Origin of the sequence: Pseudoalteromonas sp. APC 3358, assembly GCF_030408075.1 — a bacterium.
Taxonomy (GTDB): Bacteria; Pseudomonadota; Gammaproteobacteria; order Enterobacterales; family Alteromonadaceae; genus Pseudoalteromonas; species Pseudoalteromonas arctica.
The window spans coordinates 112,509-128,982 of the sequence record NZ_JASDCE010000005.1; the positions used below are offsets into that span (position 1 = coordinate 112,509).

Below are 16,474 nucleotides of genomic sequence, written 5' to 3' on the forward strand. Positions count from 1 at the left end.
TCATGCTCATGCTCATGCTCATGCTCATACTTCTGATTATTAAATACTGGTTTAACTTGAAAATCTAAACTGCATGGTTGCAGCATCAAAAGGCTTTAAAGCTTCGGGAAAAAGTTATTACTTTAAATAAACCTCAGTAATTTCAGCTCTAAAATGACCTAGCTCTTGTGATACAGCTTCGAGAGCTATTTGCCTACTAAGCCCCAAACCTTTTAGCTCATCCATTCTCTCTTGTGCGTAACTATGCCTAAGGCCATGACCGCCATTAGAAAAAAAGAGTGTGCGACTCGATGCTTTTGAGAATGAGCATGACCATTTATGACCACCACCAATATCATAACGTTGCAAGTAGTTAATTTCTCTATCACGAACAGTTATAGGCTTTGCTAAGCGCCTTTGTTCTAGCTGTGTAGCTAGTGCGTTAGGTATTAGTACATCACGGATTAGGCCGCCTTTGCCTTTCACTGTATAAACACTACCTTCTCGACCAAGCCATTTGCTGACTAGCGCTGGACGGCTATCTGCTTTTCGCTCTGATACTCTGGCAATTGTTAAAAGTTCATGGGCTCTTAATCCTGCTGCGTAGGCTATTTGTGTAGATAAATTATAATTTCTAGTTTGATGTTCACTGATTGCAAGAGCTTGGGCTGGAGTGTAGGCGCGAGACTTTTCGATTATCTCTTTCTCGGATTTTATTACAGTCAGCGTTTCTTTAGGGCCAAGTTTGCCGTTGAGTTTAAACATAGCTTGAATTGCTTGTCGTTCCATATCCAGCGTTTTTTGGCCTGCAAACTCACTGCGGTAATCAAGATACTTATAAGCGTCTTGAATACTCATGCCTTGTACACCATTAATCCCAATATCCTTTGACCATCTAGCTATTTTTATAAGTGCCGTTTTATAATTACGAGCAGTGCCAAGCGATTTAATAACTTTGTGCTTGTATAAGTTTTTAGCTAGCTTCTTCGCTTGCGTTTCAGGCTTTGCGAACTTAGGCATTTTTATCAATCCATCGTTTTACAGTGCTCCAATGTGTTTTTACTCCTTTACGTAAAAGCCAACGTTGTAAACAAGCAATACTTGTTGCTTCTTTATGAAGCGCTAGTAGCTTGTGTTTATGAATATCGAGCTTTGATGGCTTGAATCGTTTTTTACTGATTAGCTTTTTTTCGTTTTTCAGGCGCAATGCTTCAGCCTTAGCATTAAAGGACATAGTAACTCTCCAAGGGATTTGTAAGATAGACTGGCTATTAAAGCTCAGCGGCTAACGCCTATTCGCCCCCGTTCAACGCATAGCGTTTGGCTCGGACTGATCTCGCCATTAATTATTTTTGATACGTAAAAGCATCAATATGATTTTCACAGTGAAGTGAAACTTGTAAACCTCGTTACTACGTTTTGAAGGCAGCTGAACAGCGCCTGTATTTTTCTTTGCTCGTTAAGAGCTAACTAGCTTTTAGATTAGCACTTTTTCAAACCATTTCAATCTGCAAATAAAAGTATGCGTATAACGCCTTATATCCCCAGACCCCGCTATGTGTAAGCCGATTTTAGGCTTCTACATAGCGGGGTCTGGGCAAAGCCCAGTAAAAAGGAGGCGAATTGCTCATGATGCCTCATTTTGAAATGGTTTGAATTACAGTGGAGGGAAGTTTGGCATGCCAAACTTAATACCTACTTACTACAGAAATATAAAATTTTTTCTGCGAGTTCATCTTCTATGCAATACAAAAATGCAGTAGGCACTTCTAAAATATGAGCTAATGCTTTAACTGTTTTGAAGTCAGGAGCATGAACACCCTTTTCATATTGGTTCATTCTGGCCGATGCTGCGAACTCATCCATACCAGCTAAGATCCCTAGTTTTTTTTGAGATAGCCCTTTTGCTTTTCTTGCTTCTTTTAATCGTTTTGGAAAAGGTGAGTCATCATTAGTTTTCATTAATATCTATTCTTAACTTGAAAACTAAGAGTTTCTTAGCTTTAATGTGTTTTAGATACTAAGTAATGCTTAGCTTTTGAGGTGGTATATGATTTGGAAAACATTAAAGGTTATTGGTTCGGTAGCCGTGGCTGTTATCTTAGACGTTGACGATAAGTCAGAGGAGGATCGCTTTATTGATGAGTACAGTGATGGGATGGGAAGTGTAAATCATTGTGGGGACGACTACGCTGAACAGGAGGCCAGAGATGCACATGCCCGTGGAGAGCTCTATAAGTGAAAAGTAATATGATTAAGCCTGAAAATAAGCCATATCTGCCTGTGCTTGCAGTATTATCAGTACAGCTTTATGGTTGCCAGAAAAGCTCTCAACAATTAGCGCTATTAACCAGCCAACTAAATAACATATCGGAACCTAGGTTAATTAGTTCATTGCTTACCTTAGATTTTATGCTTCATCATTATATAAATGATAAGGGGGAGGTTTGGGATATCCAAAAAGAAAGTTATCAGATGTTTTGTAATCGCTCGGAGGCTTTAAATATTGTGAATAGTGGTTACTCTGAAAAAGACGTTCAGCACTTTTTCCAATGGATTGTTATGCTTTCCAATTGGGATCATGATTTAAACTTGCCAATCACCTACAGTTTTCATTAAATTTTTAGCTTGAGTTTGGCATGCCAAACTTTAAGCACTCTGTTTTGAGCAAAAATTTAGCCTTATATTATTCGATAAAGTGCTAATTTCCTTCTAAGACCCTTACTTATATCTAACTTTAGATCATCAGACTTACTTTGTATTACCATCTTTTACTATTTTAAAAAAAAGCATCGAAAAATTGACCCCCCCCTTTTTGAGAGTCAGGTTAAGAAATATGTGGAGAATAGGTTATTCCAATAACTAATAGGAATAATAATGAAGATCAAACAACAATTTTATACGCTAGAAGAAGTCGCTGATGCAATGCGTATTTCAAAACAGACTTTATACAATAAGCTTTGCGATAATCGAAAAGGTAAATCAGAGCACCTGCTACCACCATATATTAAACAAGGTGGGAAAACTTTATTCCCAATAAGTGAGTTTCATAACTGGATAAAAGAGCAACCACTGATAAAAAGTGAATCGGTGATGCACCAATGAGTACTGATGATCAGATTGAAGAGATTGTAAAATATTGTCCTTATAAGATGAAAACAGTTGGTTTTTATCCTGCATTTTTAATTGACCCGTGTGTTTTACCTCTTAAAGAAACAGATTTATCTGAGGTTAAGAGCTTCGGAAAATACGCAACAGTCATATTGAAAAGTTCGAAGCCTTTGCCGCATGGGCACTATGCGAGATTGATTATTACTTACCTAACAACTGAAATTGCCAGAAGACCAGAACTCCCATCTCATGTAATTGCTAATTCGGTAAGTGATCTGTTTAAGCAAGTTACTGGGCAAAAGGAAATATCAGGTGGTACATACGCAAACTTCATGCTAGCCCTTGAGAGAGTATTTGATATTACCTTTACTATTGAACCAACTGCAAAGTCTAAAGATAAATTGAGAAGAAGAGGCTTTTTTGCAGAAGCTGATAACTTACTGGGTGATCATCATTTAGGCAACTACAACGCAAAATACAAGGAAGTTCTCTATACCCCATCGAATAGCTTTAAAACACTTGTAGCCTATCAGAAGAGTATTATTTCTATCGACTTACGTTTTCTTAAGCTTGCAAGGAGTAAGGACATTGTTCTTGCTCATGATTTATACATCTACTTGGTTCGCCGAGGTTATGAAAAGGGTGGAGTTAGTTTCGTGCCGTGGGTCACTCTTCATAAAGATATATTTCCATATCTTAAAATGCTTGAACTCAGTAGATTTAAACGACGCTTTACACGTGCTTTAGATCTCATTCTTACATGCCATCCAAATGCAGGAGTTTCAATCGCCAGCTCAGATCTAGGTATTCTTATCGCTCCCAGTAATAACTTTCTCCGTGGAAAGAAATTAGATACCTCATGAGTAACGAAAAGCCTCACTGTATACTGAATAAGATATGTATAAGTAATAAATAGTAACGTCACTCATGGACAAAAGTTTGTCACTGGTGAACGATTTTATGTCACTGACGGCCAAATGTTTGTCACTGGCGTACAGATGTTTGTCACTGATGAACAGTAACACCTTTGCAGCCCTTTATTATCAGTAGATACAGCGTGCTACTTAATAGCTTTAATAACTAAAAAACAAAAAAACTTAATTTATTAGGCAACGAATTGTGAATAAAAATTATGTGTATGAAAAGAGCCGGCTTACATAAAAGACGTTTAGTCTTATATAGACTTACTTTGAGTTTGAATCACTTGCGAATAACTACTTAAGTGACATAATGAATAGAGATGATTAAGGTTTTATATGACACCAGAAGAACTAGAACAACAGGCTATATCCTTTGCAAAAAGCAATAGAACACGTATAGCTCGCGATCTAACAGATAAAAACAAGTTCCCATCAGACATAAGGCCAGTTTCTGTTTTCATGGCTGGTTCACCTGGTGCAGGTAAAACTGAAGCTTCAAAAGCCTTTTTGGAAGAAATTGGTGCTGATAATGTATTAAGGCTTGATCCTGATGAACTGAGAGAGCTTATACCTGGTTATACAGGTAATAACTCGTATTTATTTCATCGTGCTGTATCTTTTATTGTTGAGCGAACACTTGACCATGCGTTTAAAAACAAGCAGTCTTTTTTGTTAGATGGAACTTTGGCTAGTTATGATGTTGCAAAAAAGAATATTGAACGCTCTACCCGCAAAGGAAGGCAAGTACTAATTCTATTTGTATATCAAAAACCAGAGCTCGCTTGGGAGTTCGTTGAGGCAAGAGAAAAGCTAGAAGGACGTAGAATTCTACCTAATACTTTTATTGATCAGTTCTTTGCTTCTCAGAAGGTTATAAGGGAACTTAAGTTAAAGTTTGGTAGTCAAATTCAAGTGGATTTATTAGTTAAAAATAATAAGGGCAAAACACGTTTTTACCACGATAACGTTCAGGCAATAGAACATCATTTAGATGAAAAATTCACTAGAGAAGATCTGGAGAGCCTGATAGAATCACCATCCAGCTCAAAAAACGAGCTTTAGGAGTGTTTATGTTTTCAAATTTAATTAAGCCAAAGCCAACGCAAAACTCTAAGCTTTCAGATTTTGTGTTAGATTCTAGCTCAAGCGAGAAGAAGCGAGTTTATAGTCAAGTTATTGAGCGCGCTATTACCTCTCAAGTGCAGCTTGTCAATAAAGCGTCTGCAACTCAAAGATAATCAACAAAAAGTCCCACTAAGGGACTTTTTAGATTTAAAGTAAACTGATTCAGCATAAACTTTAATTTAGCAAAGTACTCATAAGCTCAATTTTTTGTTCTTTAGTTAAGTTCGCGAGCAAAATTTTCATTTCAGTCATTTTATTTTCTGGCTCTGGCTCGATCAAACCTGCATATTTGGCAATTGTTTCGGTTACTTTTTCTGCGGGCTCTTTAAGCTCCTCAGCAGTTAAAATTAAATAACCAGCAGTTACGTCGCTTTTATCTGTTATATGGTTCAGCAGGCGTTTTAGGAGGTACCCTGATACACCACTACTCTCAGCCATAGATGTAAATGTTCTGCGTAAATCATGCGAAGTGATTTTTACTCCTGCAATTTGGCATACATGTTTCAACGTTTTTTTAGGATCAGTTAAGTAGCCCTTTTTACTGTTTGTCCCAAAAACATAGTCAGATACCTTGTATTCTTTTCGTCGATTAAATATCTCAGCTAATCGATCTGTAATAGGAAACTCGACGTCCAAGCCATTTTTTGTATCCTCTAAAATGAATATCCTATCTTCAAGGTGTACTTGTGACCATGGGAGTTGCAGTAGCTCAGATCTCCTCAAGCCAGAAAAGGTTAAAAACTCTAAGTAATCACAAAAACCGACACGACTATTTTGACGATATTTAGCAGCTTCATTTCTAACTTCATATAATGCGTCTATGAATGGTTTTAGTTGTGAACGACGCAGTCTTGTTGTTTTACGCTTTACATTATTCCAGCTTCGTTTTTCAGAAAGTGCATCTACAGGGTTTTCTGGAAATAATGAGCGACCTTCTGAAGACTTGTATTCAGCTTTAGCAAAGTTAAATAAAGCACGCATTAGGCGCATGGTATAATTTGCCTGAGCAGGGCTTCTTGAGGTTATTTCTCGCTGGCGCTTTAAAATCATTGTTTGATTTATATCGGCTAGGCGCTTGTTATGCCAGTCTGGCAGGTAGCAGTTTATTTTTTGCTGATAACCACTTTCAGTTATAGGCTTTAGATCTCTAGATTCGATATATGAATCAAAGGCTTCTTTCAAGGTAATTGAAGCCGCTCTAAATTGGCGCTTAAGATCGTTTGGGTTTATACCCTCAGCAATATCTGCCATTACTTTTTTGGCCATTCGCCTTGCATCATCAAGTGTAATTGATGGGAAGTATCCAAGAGTGACATTAATAGGGGTATCTCTTCCTGGTATCTTTTTATAAACTCTAAATGATTTCTTACCAGCTACGGTTACATCTAAAATTAGTCCTGCCAATAGGTTGTCGTAATAGCGAGTGCGTTTACTGTTTGATTCTATCTTTTCAAGCGATAATTCTGTGAAGCGAAATTTTGTGTCTGACATATGGTGCTACCTCTGTGCTACTTTGAACGTAAAATTTAACGTTTTGAAATACATAATGATTTATGCATCAGAGGTGGGTTTTATTCAATAACCCTATGATATAGCTATGAAAATTAGTAAATAGTTATATCAAAAAGTAACTCGTAGTAAGTCCTTGTTTTGCAACTCATAATCGTTAGGTCCCCAGTTCGAGTCTGGGAGGGGCCACCACTTTTGCAAACTTTCCAAAAAATACCTACTCAAATTATTTGAAGCTACATGAACTTAATATCGTGTAATTTATTATTCTTTATTTACCTCTAATAATAAATATAATTTAAATAAAGTTAATCCATAGATTAAGCTAAGCTTTCTTAAATTTGAAAGAGTGCGAATGCACTATTAAATTCCAGCGTTAGATCGGACGCTATTCATGCTCTGTTTTGTAAATGACAATGAGCTGCACCTGATTTTAGAATACAAAAAAAGCCCCTATTGGGGCTTTTTACTTACTAGTGTTTACTTTTATTGCTCAAAACTACAAGAGTTAACTAATTTTTACGGTATATCTCATGCTCAATATCGTAAATATTTACGCTTAAACTGTCTGATGCTCTGCAGTATGTTTTTAAGCATGAAAGTAGCAGTTCGCTTAACATTTGTTTTTGCTCAATTGAGCGTCCCGCTAAAATATGTACCGCGATATGTATAAACCCTGATTTTCCTGCGCCAAGTTGATATTGCTGATAAGCAATAGCGCGTGTTTTGATGGTTTCTAATTCAAATAAGTTACTTTCGAAAGCGGTAGTGTGAATTTTTTCTACCAGTACTTGTGGTAAAACAGGGAGGTCTTCTGAGTGTTCAATAATAATGTGCGGCATTTAGGCGTTTCCTATTATGAGTTACTGCATGAGCGAGAGTTAATTGTATCAAATACAACAGGGTTCGCTAAACCCTGAGCTATCTAAAATCTTTACTTTAAACTAATTTAGTCGTATTTATTTTTGATGTTAGTATAAAAACAAACAGGTGAACCTTCGCTTAGTAACGTAGGTGCTAAGTTACTTATATATTAATTAAGGATAAGTATGAAATTACCACAAAAATTTAAACGTTTAGCTTTACTTACAGGTGCAGTTGTTACATTAAGTGCTTGCTCTGACGATGTTGCATCGGTAAGTCTGGGATTATTTACAACTAAAGATGTTGTGGTTAATTCGCAGCAAGATCCAATCCTTAAAGGTGTTACTTGTCATATTAGTCATATAGAGGCTAATTTGGACTTTTCTGATCCGTCTGATATGTCTATAGCATGTCGTCAAACAGGTCCTATTACAGCGCAGCAGCTACAAAAAATAGACCGTAGCAAGTCGGGCGAGGTGATATTCAAATCATCTAAAAGTATATTATTTAAATCACTAAAAGTGCGCCGTATTTACGATGCTGAGAATCGTACTTTATTGTACTTATCGTATTCAACTAAAGAATCCAGTGGTAGCCACCACCATGCACTATCAACAGTGCCGCTATACAATACTCAAGCGTGGGATTGGGCGCTTACACAAAAAAACTAAACTAGCACTAAAACTTATAAGAGCACCTTATGTTAGCTTTATTTAAATCGGCACCTTTATTGGAAGATCAAGAGCAGCAATGGCTTATTGATACATTTATTTGGGCTGTAGAAAATTTTGATGCAGAGTTTTTTACAAAGCACACTCAAATAATACTGCCAACGGCCACTTTTTTCCCTGATTCGGTATCGAGCATTGAGGAAATGGCGAGTAATGTTTTTACCCGCGTTACTAATTACGCGGGTATGAACGCATGGCCTATTCAATTAATCGCACCTCAGCAGTTACAACCGCAAGTTTTTCCGCACTTTGAATTTAGTGATGAAATACGTGGCGAAGGCAGCCATCTAATTGTGCCGCCAAGCCATAAGGTCAGTATCTCTTTTAATCCTAATCAGATTAATCAGCCACAAGATTTAGTGGCTAGTTATGCGGGTACTCTGGCCACCATACTTATTCATCACGTTGGGGTGCTACCGCCAGGCGGTAGGGAGTATTTACCACAAGCTGCCGATGCACTTGCCTGTTTTTTAGGGTTTGGTGTGATGATGAGCAACACGGTGTATCAGTTTAAAGGCGGTTGTGGCTCTTGTTATAATCCATACGCTAACCGTGAAGCTAAGTTAAGTGAAACACATACGGTATTTATGCATGCCCTGATTAGCTACTTTAAAAACGATAAAGTGTCTAAAAAGCATTTAAAGCCGCATTTACGTGGTCAGTTTAAAAAAGCACAAAAAGAAATTAAAGCATTGGTAAATAACTCGGCTAACCCGCTGTTATTAGCTTATTCGCCAAACTAGCAAGGATCTGCGTGGAATACTTAGATGAATTTTTACTGATTGTTATTGCTCATTTTTTTGCAGTAGCAAGCCCAGGGCCCGACTTTGCCGTAGTACTTAAGCAAAGTGTGCAACAAGGAAGGCGCAATGCATTGTGGACAAGCGCCGGTGTTGGCGCTGCTATTTTACTGCACGTTGCCTATTGCGTTTTAGGTGTTGCGCTTATTTTAACGCAATCGCCTAGTTTATTTATGGCGCTTAAGTATCTTGCCGGTGCATATTTAGCTTATTTAGGCGTACAAGCACTCAGAGCTGCAAAACCTCCAGCAAGTAATGAAGGCGAGGCTGCAAAAGATGTTGAAAACAAAACCGTCCAAGAAGAATCCGTTTGGCTTGCTTTTAGGCGCGGCTTTTTCACAAATGCATTAAACCCAAAAGCCACGTTATTTTTTATGTCGTTATTTACACTCGTGATTAGCCCAACAACACCGACTAGCGTACAGGTCGGTTACGGTGTGTACATGGCATTGGCTACTTGGGCGTGGTTTTCAATGCTTTCAATAATACTTTCTAGAAATAATGTAAGGGGTTTTTTCCAACAACGCGGTTATTGGTTTGACCGTGGAATTGGCGTTATTTTAATTGCCCTTGCAGTACGTGTTGTTATTTAACTTATTTAAAAAGTACAGGAGATAAAATGCCGTTATATAATTTCTCGTTTGGCTCTAATATGTCATCTAATCGTTTGTTAGCGCGCTTACCTAATGTAAAGCGTGTAGGAACAGCGGTACTTAAAGGTTACGAGCTAACTTTTGATATGCTATTTAAAGATGGCTCTGGCAAATGCAGTATTTGCCCAAGCGATAAAGAAGACGCGCTGGTTTACGGCGTTATTTATGAGCTTAATGAAGATGAAAAAGTTATTTTAGATGGTATTGAGGGCGTAGGTTACGACTGCGTAGATATAGCCCCAACGCTTCTAACGGGTGAGACTGTAACTGCACATTGTTATATAGCTAATACCCACAACAGCGATGTACTCCCATACGATTGGTACATAAAACACGTTCATCGCGGATCACTTGAAGCGGGCGTACCAAAAGAATACAGTGATGCGATATTAAATCGCGCACAAAAAAGCGATACCAATCAAGAGCGCGCAGCAATTGAATTTGCAGTTCATCAAAAATAATAAAATAGGATTGATATGAAATTAACCAAACTTGCCGCAATTGCACTACTAGCAGGCACTTCGTTTAGTAGCTGGGCACAAGTTGATACCAACAAAATTGATGACGTTATTAAAGCGTCAATGGCGCGTTTTGACGTACCCGGTATGGCAGTCGCCATTGTTGAAAACGATAAAGTAATATTTGCTAAAGGCTTTGGTGTAACTAACCTCGATACCAACAAAAAAGTAAACAAAGACACCTTGTTTGGTATTGCTTCAAACACGAAAGCGTTTACAACAGCAGCGCTTGCCAAGTTGGTTGATGAGGGGAAGTTAAGCTGGGATGACCGCGTAATTGATCATTTACCAGAGTTTAGATTATACGACTCATACGTAACACGCGAAATGCGTATTCGTGATTTATTAAGTCACCGCAGTGGGCTAGGGCTTGGGCAGGGCGATTTAATGATTTGGCCAAGTACCGATAAGTCAGTTGATGAAATTTTAGCGGGATTACAGTATTTAAAACCAGCGAGCAGTTTTCGTAGTAAATACGCTTATAACAACCTGATGTTTGTTACCGCTGGTGAGGTGGTTGCACGTGTGTCGGGTATCAGCTGGAACGATTATATCGAAAAAAATATATTACAGCCGCTGCACATGGATAACTCACGCGCGGGATTTTCACGTATTCCAAAAAGTAATAAAAATTGGGCGACAGGTCATATTCCTATGGATGGCACGCTTCATCCATTTTTTGTGAATTACTTAGAAGATTTTAGAGGCGCAGGTGCCATTGCTTCAAGTGTAAGCGACATGAGCCAATGGCTTCGTACGCAATTAGCGGGCGGTAAAATGCCAAGTGGCGAGCAGTTGTTTAGCGAAAAGCAACAAGCGCAAATGTGGCACCCACATATTACGTCTATGGCGTCTAAAAGTGCGTTTGAATCGTATCATCAGCAGTTTAGGGGTTATGGGTTAGGTTGGAGTATTGAAGACTACCACGGCTTTAAAAAGCTAGGTCATGGAGGTGGTATTTTAGGGATGGTATCGCAAGTTACTTTATTGCCTGAGAAAAAACTCGGTATTGTTATTTTATCTAATCAACAAGCTTTCGGTGCGCTTTCGGCAGTAACCCATGAAGTACTTGAAGATGCACTTGAGCTCGAAGATAAAGACTGGGTAGAGGATTTAGCTAAAAGTCATTTTGAAGGTAAACAACAGGCGTACGCTAATGCAAAACCAGAAGCACCCGCTGACTACCAACCACAATTACCAAATATTAACTATACCGGTACATTACATGATGATTGGTATGGCGATGTAATTATTGAACAGCTTGATAGTAAGTTACATATTGATTTTACGCATACCAAGCGCTTAAAAGGCACTCTTGAGCATTACACTGGTAATACATTTATAGTTAAGTGGGATGAAAAGCTGCTTGAAGCGGATGCGTTTATTCGTTTTGAAATGAGCTCACAAAACCGTGTAAACAGCGCTAAAATGCGTGCAGTATCAACACAAGTTACCGACTTTAGCTTTGATTTTAGAAACCTACATTTAAAAGCAAAATAGCTAATAACATTAGTATTTAAAGTACCGATATTTAAAGTATCGATATAAACCAAAGTCGCAAAGCCACCCGTCGGTGGCTTTGTTATATTAAGCATTCAATTTACTTTGGTTAGGAGCACTTTATGCGTACAGCAGTTATTTCACATCCTCATTGCCGTAAGCATAAAATGATAGACGACCATCCTGAGTGCCCAGAGCGCTTAGATGCAATTACCGACAGGTTATTAGCCAGCGGTGTAGATGTTGGCTTAACACACCTGCAGGCACCTAAGGCCGAGCGTGAGCATTATTTACTTGCTCACGATGAGGCTTTAGTTAAGCACGTAGAAACTACACTACCAACCGAAGGACTCGCTAATTTAGATGGCGATACGTGGCTGTGCCCCGATTCGTTTAAAGCGATAGAGCGGGCAGTAGGTGCAGGGTTGTTAGCTGTTGATGAAATACTTGCCGATAAACTCGATGCTGCTTTTTGCTCAGTTCGCCCGCCTGGGCATCATGCAAATAAAGATTCATCATCCGGGTTTTGTGTATTTAATAACTTAGCTATTGCCGTTAAGTATGCACAAAGCAAAGGGGTTAAGCGTATTGCGATTGCTGACTTTGATGTACACCACGGTAATGGCACGCAAGACATTTTTATCGATGACGAAAACGTGCTGCTTTGTTCGTTATTTCAGTATCCGTTTTACCCAAATACAGCGGTTAAAAATAATAGTCATATAGTTAATTCACCTCTGCCAATTGCTAGTAATGGCGACGACCTAAAAGAGGTGTTTACTGGGCAATGGTTACCAAAATTAAAAGCGTTTAAGCCTGAATTACTTTTTATAAGCGCAGGGTTTGATGCACACCTAGAAGATGATATGGCGAGCTTAAAGTTTGTAGAGGATGACTACATTTGGCTTACCGAGCAACTATGTGGTGTTGCTAAAGAGGGCGGCTGCAAAGGTGTTATTTCGTATTTAGAAGGTGGCTATGCGCTATCAGCTTTAGGTCGCAGTGCTGTAGCGCATATAAAAGTGCTTACTGATATCTAAATAAAGAGAGTGTTTATAGCCCTAATAAATCAAACGCTTGCGCTGTGCTTAGGGTTTTGATTTTACCAAGGCAGCATTGTCCTTCATTTAATAAGTAAGCTGTAACAAGCTGTGCTAGTTGCTCGCCATTCAATTCAGGGCAAGCAGTGCCTTGTAAATTAAGGTAGTCACCTTGCTTATTAAGTACTCGCACATCGCTTAGTTCACTTTGCATAACGCTGTGTAAGCACTCTTGTTGCTCTTGTTGGTTATGGGCTATCTCAAGCTCATTATAAATAACCAATAACTGTGGGTAGCTGTTTAACATAGCCCGTTAGCCTACGGTTACTTCATAAGACGTAAATTTACGAATATTAATAACGCCTTTTTCAAAAATTAAGTACTGGCCTTTAATACCTTGTAAAACACCACTTACAACAGGGTCTTTATCAAAGTTAAATGAGCTGATTTTTGTTGGGTATTCGGTTACTGGAAAGTTTAAATCAACCACATCTTCATCAAGTTGTTCTATTGCTGTTGCGCCAAATAATTCACTGAGCTCGTTTAGCTTTTCACTAATTTGTGGGATCAGCTCGGCTGCAGCTGCTTTTAAGTCAATTGCTTCGTTTTGACCTTTTAGCATATTGCGCCAATTCGTTTTATCGGCAATAAATTCAGCCAATGCAACTTCCACTAAACCTGATTGCAGGCGAGTTTGCACTTTAAAAATAGGTAATGCCTGAGTCGCGCCTTGATCAACCCAACGAGTCGGTATTTGTGTGTGGCGGGTAATACCTACTTTTAACCCAGAGGTGTTAGCGAGATATACATAGTGCGGGATCATGCAGTTTTCTTCGCCCCACTGTGGCTCTCGGCAAGTACCTTGATCGTAGTGGCAGGTTTCTGGTTTCATAATACACATATCGCAACTAGCGAGCTTGCGCATGCATACAAAACAGTGACCTTGAGAATAGCTTTTTTTGGTTTTTTTACCGCAGTTAGAACATAAAATAGTGCCACTAAAGGTAAGCGTAAGCTCCTTACCTATAAATGCATTTAAGTCTACTAGGTGTTCACCTACAGGTAAGTGATATTGTACTGGTTCGGTTAAGCTCGATTTTAATTTACGCAGTGTGCCTTGCATCTTTACTTGGCCCCTAAAGATGTTAAAGAGAGGAGTCTAACATTTTTAAGCTATATTGGCTTTTTAAGAAGTGTAAATAGTCGGTGTAAGGCAGTGCTTTTGCGTATAAATAACCTTGGGCGCAATCAGCATTCATATCTTTGAGCAAGTGATGGATTTCTTGGGTTTCTACCCCCTCAATTGTTATTGATAAATTGAGGTTATGCGCCATATCAATGGCTGTTTGTACAATAACCTGGTGAGTAGGGTTATTAGGTAAATCAAAAACAAATGACTTATCTATTTTAAGTTCACTAAAGTGATAATTGACTAAGTAGCTAAGTGACGCATAGCCTGTCCCAAAGTCATCCAGTACTACTTTAATACCTAATGCGGTTAGCTCATCAACTAACTTTATAAGTGCATCTTGGCTATCTACGAAGGCTGATTCGGTTAGTTCAAATTTAAGTAACTGTGCCGGCACTTGGTATTTAATTAAAATATTTTCTACTTTTTCGGCTAAGTTATTTATAGTTAAGTTTTTAGCGCTTAAATTTACGCTAATTGTGTGCTCGTTATAGCCATTTTTTGTAAGCTTGACTATGTCTTTACAGGCTTGCTCTATTACCCACAGTGTTAGCTCGTTAATAATGCCTGTGTGCTCAGCAAGTATTATTAGTTCTTCAATTGATAAGTTGCTGTAAGTTGGGTCGGGCCAACGTAATAAAGCTTCAGCACCACTTACGTGGTTACTTAATAAGTTTATTTGAGGTTGGTAATAAAGTGCCAGTTGATTTGTTTTGATGGCTTGTTGCAGCTTAGCGGCTAGAGCAACGTCCATCATTAGATTATTACCGTTTGACGATGACCCAACTTGATTAACGCTACCTTTTGCTTTTTTAAGCGCTAAATATCCACGCTTTAACCAATATTCAAAGTCGTTACTCTTACCTGCACTACTAATACCTATACTGTAACTAAGCTGCAGGTTTAGCCCTTTAATTTCATATTGTTTTGGTAGGCTGCTAATTATTTTAGTCAGTAGTGCTTCTAGCATTTCTTGGTTTTGTGTTTTAGTAGAAATACAGGCAAATACGCCACTGCTTAAATCGGCTAAGCGTGGGCTGGTGTTTAAATCTGTTTCGAGGTTTGTAAATTCGCGTTCATGGCTGAGTTCTAATTCAAGCTCTTTGGCTACATGCTTTATAAGTGTGTAGCCCTGAGAAGAGGTAATAATTGTATTGAGCGAATTAAAGTGACGTATTTTTATTAAACATAAAGTTGTTGAGCGGTTTTGGCTTTGTAGCGCCATAAATGCTTGTTTTAGCTTGGAGCTATTAAGTAACTTTGTTTGTTGTGTGTGCGTGGCATGGTAAAGCGCACGTTCGCGCTGATACCTTACTCGGTCAGCTAACGCCATTGCCATTAAAATAACTTCGCACAAAATAGCCATTAAAAAGGCATGGCGGGAGGTAAAGCTATAAGCCAAAAAGCCGGTGAGCTCCATAGGCTGTATTACCGCACCAAATATCAGCGGTATCCACGAGAGTACATAAAACTTAGCCCACCTAAAGCCGCTACGTAGCTTGTTATAAATTAAAATAATACAAACAACGTATAAAAGTGCCATTACACAAAAAAACAACGGGGCTGCAATGTACTCAGGAATAAATAAACTAGCTATAGCCATTACTGACATAAACAAAAGCAGTTTTACGCTCATTTTGTATCGCCAGCAATTGTCCTTGTGATAGCGTAAAAACATAGTACAAAAGGCGAGAGTGAAAAATGATATTGCGTAGTTAAAAAATATGACTTTTTCGTGAATATATAACTGCCATTGCACTGGCCATAAATAAAATCCAAAACCAAGCACTGCACCCAATAAGGTTAACGCACTAATGATATAGCCAATATAAATTAAATAAACACGGTCTTTTATGCCAAAATAAAGCACCAAGTTATAAAGCGCAGCCATCAATAGCACGCCTACAAAAATACCCCAGATCCCAGTTTGAGAGCGCACTAAGTCAATAAACTCTTTATCACGATATAAGTTTACAGGTGTTTTACTTATGCCGACTGTGTCTATTTTCATTACTAGGCGCTGTGACGATTTTCTTTCTACTAAAAAACGAATATGCGGTACGCTGTATTCAAACAAAGAGAGGGCTTCTTCTTTATCGCCGAGTTTGTATGTTTCAATTAGTTTGTTGTTTTTATCGAGGCGATACACCGTAAGGTGATCGACCATAGGGTTGTCAAAATGTGCCACAACATTTTGCTTGTTAAGGCTTTTATTTTCTAAATCAAGAAACAACCAATAGTTTTGCTGGCTAAAACTCCATGGAACATCTGAAAATGGTTGATGAGTAAGTAATTCAGGTTGGTTAATGATGGTATCGAATGTTTTAGTTTTGGTTTCGTCAATATAGTAGGCGTAATCGAGGTACATTGGAGCCGTTTTATCAATTGTATATCGTGTAGGCACGACAAGGTTTGATGCCAATGTACTGATTATAAAAAATATAAATATCAGTATGGCAACAGCAATTGCATGGTAACGTAAAGTTCTTAGTTCCAACGTTAATTTACTTTTAAAAAACCTTTTAATTAGTGTAG

General features: G+C 38.4%; 20 protein-coding genes. 12 read left to right on the plus strand and 8 right to left on the minus strand.

Annotated elements, in window-relative coordinates; genetic code table 11:
* Positions 1-117: 117 nt before the first annotated feature.
* The 3 genes from QL995_RS09635 to QL995_RS09645 form a co-directional block, all read right to left on the minus strand.
* Positions 118-999, minus strand: coding sequence for a site-specific integrase (locus QL995_RS09635; protein ID WP_290294059.1), 882 nt, complete (start codon positions 997-999; stop codon positions 118-120).
* The gene (locus tag QL995_RS09640; RefSeq protein WP_197185563.1) at positions 992-1,213 is read right to left on the minus strand and encodes a hypothetical protein; all 222 of its coding nucleotides are present in this window, start codon (positions 1,211-1,213) and stop codon (positions 992-994) included. Before QL995_RS09640 ends, QL995_RS09635 begins: the two co-directional genes overlap by 8 nt.
* Positions 1,214-1,674: 461 nt before the next feature.
* A complete protein-coding gene (locus QL995_RS09645; RefSeq protein ID WP_101162788.1) occupies positions 1,675-1,941 on the minus strand; it encodes a helix-turn-helix transcriptional regulator in 267 nt (88 codons plus the stop codon).
* A 76-nt stretch (positions 1,942-2,017) separates the two neighbouring features.
* Here QL995_RS09645 and QL995_RS09650 point away from each other — a divergent pair, with 76 nt between their 5' ends.
* From QL995_RS09650 to QL995_RS09675, 6 genes are all read left to right on the plus strand, one after another.
* The gene (locus QL995_RS09650; protein ID WP_242401503.1) at positions 2,018-2,221 is read left to right on the plus strand and encodes a hypothetical protein; all 204 of its coding nucleotides are present in this window, start codon (positions 2,018-2,020) and stop codon (positions 2,219-2,221) included.
* Positions 2,218-2,598, plus strand: a complete 381-nt coding sequence (locus tag QL995_RS09655; RefSeq protein ID WP_290294060.1) for a hypothetical protein — start codon at positions 2,218-2,220, stop codon at positions 2,596-2,598. The genes QL995_RS09650 and QL995_RS09655 overlap by 4 nt, the downstream gene beginning before the upstream one ends.
* 258 nt (positions 2,599-2,856) lie before the next feature.
* Positions 2,857-3,084: a helix-turn-helix domain-containing protein gene (locus QL995_RS09660; RefSeq protein WP_008138913.1), complete on the plus strand. Its 228-nt coding sequence runs from the start codon at positions 2,857-2,859 to the stop codon at positions 3,082-3,084.
* On the plus strand, positions 3,081-3,953 hold the full coding sequence (locus QL995_RS09665; protein ID WP_290294061.1) for a hypothetical protein: 873 nt from the start codon (positions 3,081-3,083) through the stop codon (positions 3,951-3,953). Before QL995_RS09660 ends, QL995_RS09665 begins: the two co-directional genes overlap by 4 nt.
* A 393-nt stretch (positions 3,954-4,346) precedes the next feature.
* Entirely contained in the window at positions 4,347-5,072 is a 726-nt protein-coding gene (locus tag QL995_RS09670) for a zeta toxin family protein (RefSeq protein WP_290294062.1), read from the plus strand.
* An 8-nt stretch (positions 5,073-5,080) separates the two neighbouring features.
* A complete protein-coding gene (locus QL995_RS09675) occupies positions 5,081-5,248 on the plus strand; it encodes a hypothetical protein (protein WP_008136936.1) in 168 nt (55 codons plus the stop codon).
* 61 nt (positions 5,249-5,309) lie between these two features.
* Here QL995_RS09675 and QL995_RS09680 read toward each other — a convergent pair whose 3' ends face one another.
* Both QL995_RS09680 and QL995_RS09685 read right to left on the minus strand, forming a co-directional pair.
* A complete protein-coding gene (locus tag QL995_RS09680) occupies positions 5,310-6,626 on the minus strand; it encodes an integrase family protein (RefSeq protein WP_290294063.1) in 1,317 nt (438 codons plus the stop codon).
* 530 nt (positions 6,627-7,156) lie between these two features.
* Positions 7,157-7,486 (minus strand): 5-carboxymethyl-2-hydroxymuconate Delta-isomerase, encoded by a 330-nt coding sequence (locus QL995_RS09685; protein WP_002957818.1) that lies wholly within the window; start codon positions 7,484-7,486, stop codon positions 7,157-7,159.
* 207 nt (positions 7,487-7,693) lie between these two features.
* Here QL995_RS09685 and QL995_RS09690 point away from each other — a divergent pair, with 207 nt between their 5' ends.
* From QL995_RS09690 to QL995_RS09715, 6 genes are all read left to right on the plus strand, one after another.
* The gene (locus QL995_RS09690) at positions 7,694-8,179 is read left to right on the plus strand and encodes a CreA family protein (RefSeq protein WP_007586492.1); all 486 of its coding nucleotides are present in this window, start codon (positions 7,694-7,696) and stop codon (positions 8,177-8,179) included.
* A 29-nt stretch (positions 8,180-8,208) separates the two neighbouring features.
* Complete coding sequence (locus QL995_RS09695; protein WP_290294064.1) at positions 8,209-8,982, plus strand: hypothetical protein; 774 nt, start codon at positions 8,209-8,211, stop codon at positions 8,980-8,982.
* A gap of 11 nt (positions 8,983-8,993) precedes the next feature.
* Positions 8,994-9,632 (plus strand): LysE family transporter, encoded by a 639-nt coding sequence (locus tag QL995_RS09700; RefSeq protein ID WP_007586498.1) that lies wholly within the window; start codon positions 8,994-8,996, stop codon positions 9,630-9,632.
* A 26-nt stretch (positions 9,633-9,658) separates the two neighbouring features.
* Positions 9,659-10,153: a gamma-glutamylcyclotransferase family protein gene (locus QL995_RS09705; RefSeq protein ID WP_290294065.1), complete on the plus strand. Its 495-nt coding sequence runs from the start codon at positions 9,659-9,661 to the stop codon at positions 10,151-10,153.
* A gap of 15 nt (positions 10,154-10,168) precedes the next feature.
* Positions 10,169-11,710, plus strand: a complete 1,542-nt coding sequence (locus QL995_RS09710) for a serine hydrolase (protein WP_197119699.1) — start codon at positions 10,169-10,171, stop codon at positions 11,708-11,710.
* 122 nt (positions 11,711-11,832) lie between these two features.
* Complete coding sequence (locus QL995_RS09715; RefSeq protein ID WP_290294067.1) at positions 11,833-12,750, plus strand: histone deacetylase family protein; 918 nt, start codon at positions 11,833-11,835, stop codon at positions 12,748-12,750.
* Positions 12,751-12,763: 13 nt separating this feature from the next.
* Here the strand turns inward: QL995_RS09715 and QL995_RS09720 are convergent, their stop codons facing one another.
* The 3 genes from QL995_RS09720 to QL995_RS09730 are packed head-to-tail and all read right to left on the minus strand — an operon-like array spanning position 12,764 to position 16,436.
* Positions 12,764-13,057 (minus strand): hypothetical protein, encoded by a 294-nt coding sequence (locus tag QL995_RS09720; protein ID WP_010553373.1) that lies wholly within the window; start codon positions 13,055-13,057, stop codon positions 12,764-12,766.
* A 6-nt stretch (positions 13,058-13,063) separates the two neighbouring features.
* Positions 13,064-13,873 carry a DUF2797 domain-containing protein gene (locus tag QL995_RS09725; protein ID WP_010553372.1) on the minus strand — a complete coding sequence of 270 codons (810 nt, stop codon included), beginning with the start codon at positions 13,871-13,873 and terminating at the stop codon, positions 13,064-13,066.
* Positions 13,874-13,895: 22 nt separating this feature from the next.
* Complete coding sequence (locus QL995_RS09730) at positions 13,896-16,436, minus strand: EAL domain-containing protein (RefSeq protein ID WP_290294068.1); 2,541 nt, start codon at positions 16,434-16,436, stop codon at positions 13,896-13,898.
* Positions 16,437-16,474: the final 38 nt, after the last annotated feature.